The organism is Streptomyces sp. NPDC056480, from assembly GCF_042795405.1.
Lineage (GTDB): Bacteria > Actinomycetota > Actinomycetes > Streptomycetales > Streptomycetaceae > Streptomyces.
On the sequence record NZ_JBHTSA010000225.1, the window covers coordinates 1 to 5,269 of the forward strand.

General features: G+C 64.6%; 2 pseudogenes. One reads left to right on the forward strand and one right to left on the reverse strand.

The features are described from left to right. Positions 1–1,419: 1,419 nt before the first annotated feature. Positions 1,420–2,672: pseudogene (locus tag ACFQ79_RS40195) on the reverse strand (IS701 family transposase). Positions 2,673–2,792: 120 nt separating this feature from the next. Between ACFQ79_RS40195 and ACFQ79_RS40200 the strand changes: the two are divergent. Next, positions 2,793–3,705, forward strand: a pseudogene (locus ACFQ79_RS40200) (transposase family protein). Positions 3,706–5,269: the final 1,564 nt, after the last annotated feature.

Genomic DNA, 5,269 nt, shown 5'->3' on the forward strand with positions numbered 1-5,269 from the left:
GCAGAGCACGCTGCTCCACCCGCCGCGTCAGCCGCATCGTCCAAGCCATCCACACCCTGCTGACCTGCAACTATTCAGGATGAAAGAGGTTCAGTCGGCAACTCTCTGGGATACGAGACTAGGCGTCGGAGGATCTCGTCTGTGCCCTTGGTTCAGACGCATGGCTTGGGATCGGTGTTCCATGGGACTCAGATCCGAATTTCCTGTTCCAGGACCTGGACGGGACGGTTTGTGGGACGCCGCGTGGTATTTGTTTGCTGGTGGGCGGCCAACCAGCGCTTCATGGCTGAGCCCGGGAGACCGGCCAGAACCTCCTTTCCGAGCCGGTGAGCACTTCAAACTGCTCGCCACGGCCGTGCAGTGAGGGGATCACCTTCCCTCCGGCCACATCCAGCTCGACCTACAGCGCGGTCGTGCCTGGCGCCGGTGCAGTCATGTATGGCCCGTTGCGGTACGCCAGGCCTCCTTGGCACCACGAACTGCGAGCGGTACAGCTTGGATCTGGCATTTCTCGTCCATAAACAAGGATCCCGCGCTCGCTCTGGCGGATCCAGACAGAGGCAGACTCCGGCGTGGACCTTGTCGACGAAAGGCCTGCCTCCCGCCCATCGATCGAGTTGTCGGCTCCAGTGTCCTGGCGATCAACACGGCTACATGTTCGGCCGTGCACGACTGCGGGCTGCCAAGCAGGGCCAATCTCCCAGCTCGGTGGCCCGATGCTCGGCAAGCCGTGCCCGTCACCGGCCCACCGCATGTGCGGCTGAGCCGAGTCGAAGCGCGATGTCCTTGTCAGAGGCACTCTCCCGCAGGTCAGGGTGATCCGACGCAGAAGGACTCCATGCCTGGGGTGCGGCATGATGCCGGGCCTACTCACAAGCGCGATCCTCATCCGACAAGATGTAATTAGCCTTTCTGTCGGCCCGTGTGCGCGATACGGCAAGCAGGTTGTGCACCCGCTCCAGCAATGGATGACATGACTGCGCTGAGGACTGAGTAGAAGTTGAGTAGTTGCAGCACTGGGATCTGGCGCGTCGCAGACATTTCCTCTGCCATACTCACCTAAAGCTCGGTGACGCCCCACGTTCACCAGCTTGCCAGCCTCGCTGACAACCCCTGGGCAGTGAGGTTGTGGTCAGTCCTCGTGCTGTGTTGGCACCAGCATGAGGACTGACCACACGGTCTTTCGTCCTAGCTTGTCTCGCGTTGGCAGCCTGTATACGACCGACCGGGTCGGGAAATCCCTCTATGGTTACAGGGGCCCAGCCAACTGCGGTGATGGTACGAGAGAGCAGAACAAGCTGGCTTCTTCCTGCTGGGTGTGGAGTCCTGGGTCGAGGGTCCGCAGTCACGGCCAGTGCGCCGACGGTGGCGTGCCGACGGGCGCGGTGGCTTGTCGGCGGCGTCGCCAGTGGGTCCAGTTCAGTGCGTGATCTCGAGGATCGCGCTGGGTTCTGGTCGGGGGCAGGAGATGTTCCGGGAGCCGTCGGACCTCTGCCACGGTGAGGGCGGAGACGCCGCAGGTGGGCTCGTTTCTGCAGCCCCTTTTGTCGCCTCGTCGGCGGCGAGGCCGACGAGGAAGGCGTGGGCGAGCATGGCGGGGGTGATGTGCCGGTACCAGCCGATGTATCGGCGGACTTCGTACAGGTCCAGGCCACATTCGTTCTTCGCGGGCTGGAAGCATTCCTGGATCGCCCACCGCATCCCGGCCACCCGCGCCAGGTTGGCAACGGTGCAGGTCACGGGCGCGTAGTCGAAGTAGTAGGCGATCTCGTCCGGCCGGGTCAGGCTCCGGCGGGCCAGGACCCACCGTTGATGGGTGGTTTATCACCGTCGAAGAAACTGATGGCGGGCAGCTTCGCGCCGGCCCAGTCGTAGACTCGCGGGCCTTTGGCGCCGATACCGCAGGAGTGCCGCTGCCAGACCTCCTCAGGTGCCTGGGCGATCAGCTCGTCGATCCGCCAGAATCCGGCCAGACTCTTGACCTGCTGTGATTTCGGGACCGCGACCACATAGCCCACGCCGAGCTCCTCGAGCAGACGCCGGAACCTCCACTCCTGACCGTAGGCCTCGTCCGCCGTCACCCAGTCCGCCGACAGGCCCGCCGCCAGCGACCGGGTCACGATCGCCTTCGCGAGTTCGCCCTTCGTGGCAAACTGGCGTTCGTCGGGAATCTTCGCGGCGCGGCCCCGTTCCCGGTCGCAAGTCCAGGCCTTGGGCAAATACAACTCCCGGTCCACCAGAGCCCGTCCGCGGCCAGTGGCATAGGCGGCGAACACGCTGATCTGACAGTTGTCGATCTTCCCTGAGGTGCCGGTGTACTGCCGGCCCACCCCGGCCGAGGTGGTGCCCTTCCTGATGAACCCAGTGTCGTCGATGATCAGCACACCACCCGGACCGAGCTTGCCGGCTACGTAGTCGCGAACGTCGTCACGCAGTGCGTCCGCGTCCCAGGCGCTGGAGTTCAGGAGCCCCTGGAACCTGTCCGGAGTGCGGTGGCGGCCTGCGTATTCGGCCAGCTGCCAGCCGTTCTTCCTCGCCACCGGTGCCAGCAGTGCCCGCAGATAGTCCCGCATCCGCCACCGCAGATCCACCCGGCCGAACCGGCCCGACACCCGAGCGAACATCGACTCCAATTCCACAGCCCGCAACCGGGCCTCAACCGTCCCCACCATGACCTGACAACGACAACCGCCAGCTCAGGACACGATCCGCTGCTGGAATACTAACGAGCTGGTGCGTGATTGCGGGTGAGTGTCCGTGCCGTGGGTGGCATGATCCGGGCTGTGACGATCATGGCCAGGCGGACGGTTCTCGCGCATCGGTTGTTCACTGGTATCTCCCGTCAACATCTCGCTTTTCCAGTCGAGGAGTTGGCCGGCCCGTGGCAAGCCGGTGTCGGGGGCCGCCGCCATGAGGCACGTGGCGGGGCCAGGAGACGGGCTGCGGGTGCCGGCGCCAGGCATCGGCTGGTATTCGTGGACCGGCTGGTCGCCACGCTGATCCATCTGCGGCACGATCTGCCGCACTCGGTCCTCGCTCTGCTCTTCGGTGCCGGCCGTTCCACCGTCACCCGGGCCATCGGAGATACGGGCGCTTCTGGCCGAGGGGGGATGCGCTGTTCCCGACCGTCCTGGCCTGCGGCTTCGAGGCCTGGCCGATGTATTCGCCTATGCCCGGGCCGAAGGCGCCGAGCTGCGGCTGGACGCTACCGAAGTCCAGGTCCGCAGGCCCCTGGCCGGCCGCGGCGGACGCCGCGCGTTCGTCTCGGGCAAGAAGAAGCAGAACACGAAGAAAGTCACCGTCACCACTGATCGCCAGGGCCGCACGCTCTGGAGCGATGCCCCGCGGCCTGGGCGTATGCATGACGCGACCGCCGCACGCAACGAAGGCATCGGCGTCTGTTCCCAGTACTTCCCGGAGGTGGAAGTGCTGCTGGACGACGGCTGCCTCGGGCTCCGGCGCGACCACCCTGGCCAAGCGGTCACACCGCCCAGAAAGCCGAACAAGATCGCTTTGCCGCACGCACACGCCGCCAGAGAAGAGGCCCGGCACAGCCACTCATCGAAACGCATCACCGTCGAGCACGCGCTCGCCGACCACAAACGCTGGAAGCAGCTGACCCGCTGGACGCACCGACGAGATGCCCCGCCCGACACCTACAGGGCCATCGCCGGCCTCGTCTCCGACCGTAACACCACCACCTGACGAAACCACCAGCTCAGGACCGTGCATCTCCACCGCAATCACGCACCAGCTCGTAAGCTGAGGAACGATGGCGGCCGAGGGCAGGAGCCACCACCGCAAGATCATCGAAGACATACGCTCGCCGACGCGCCGGACCCTCAGACCAGGCCCCTCTCATGTGGTCTGCCGACTCATGAAACGGGTCGGCAGCGCCGAGACTCGCCACCCCTGCTTTACACACAGAGGCGTTAACCAGCGGTCTGCCAACGCCCCCGAGCCCGGCGCCGCCCCCTCAAGCCATGCGATCGGCGGGCCGAGCAAGTCATGTCGGCCCAGAAAGGCCGGGCGCCCATTGCGGGGCAGCCAGAACGGCCACGGGGGGACCTGCTGGGGGACCCAGACTCAGCGCACTGTGAAAGGCATGGCATTCATCAGCCTTGCCGGGACGCGCGGGCTCCACGCCGACTTCGGTGAATGCCCCTGAAAGGGTCGATGGAGTAGGTCAAATGTAGGCTGGCGTGCTGGAGACTGTGACGTGCTTCTAGCAGATGAGCTGCGGTGGCCGGAGCTTTCCAGTGGTAGATGGCCTGCGCGGCACATGCAGGAGCCTGGCTGATGAGGTCACAGACCGTGTCTACCAAGTTAGGTACCCAGAATCGGTAGAGTTCTCGGTCCAGCGCGTAGTCGGCGGCACGAATCTGGGTGCGGTGACGGGCATGGACAAGCCACCGGTGTGCCGGAAGTCCGCCAGTAACCACCCGCAGACCCTGCTCAGTTACCTGGGCCAGTCGTCGCTGCCACAGACGTGGATGGGGCCCGGGTGTCTGTTCCATCTCATTGTGGAAAGCCAGGATCGCGTCGATCAGCATGCTGGCCCACCGACGCAGCATGTCAACCTGGACAGGTTCACGACTCGGGCCACCAACTGCCTGCTGGGCAACCCAACGCAGCTGGCAGCGAGAGAGCTCCTCTGCTTTGCAACGCGTGCCGAGCGAAGTGAAGGTGCAGGTGCCCGCACCTTCCGGCCGGACGCCTGGAATGACGGTCATATCGCGCCCCATTCATCACGGCAGGCCGCGACAACGGGGGCAGTCGGCCCTGCGCAGGATTGGTAAGTTGCTGCACGACTCATTCTGCAGTCCTGTCGGGCAGCACTAGCTCGGTACGCCGTTCTCCTTTGGCTCACGCACCAATGCAGGGGGTTTAGCGAACCGGGCGGACACAACTGAGTCTGAGTCCGGCGCTGACTTACGTGTCGGGCTGATGCTGCAGCCGGAGATTCTGCCGTTCTGCCCATGGCGACCATCTCGCTCTGGACCGATCGTGTTTCAATCGGGGTGTACCTGTTCTTGAACTTTATGGTGTGCTGCAGCCACGGGCACGTCATGAGTAAATGCTGCTCACCCGCTGGGCTGACGTGCGGAGATTCGACCTATCGCACTGCTCAGGAGTAGGCGCGCACCGGGAGTCGGCGGATCCCCCAGGCGTGGCTTAGACGTCGTTTCTTATGGTGTGATCGTTCGTTGAGCCGTGCATGACGGATCTCATCGAGCGGTTGGTGCCAGACGAGTTATGGGTCTTGTTC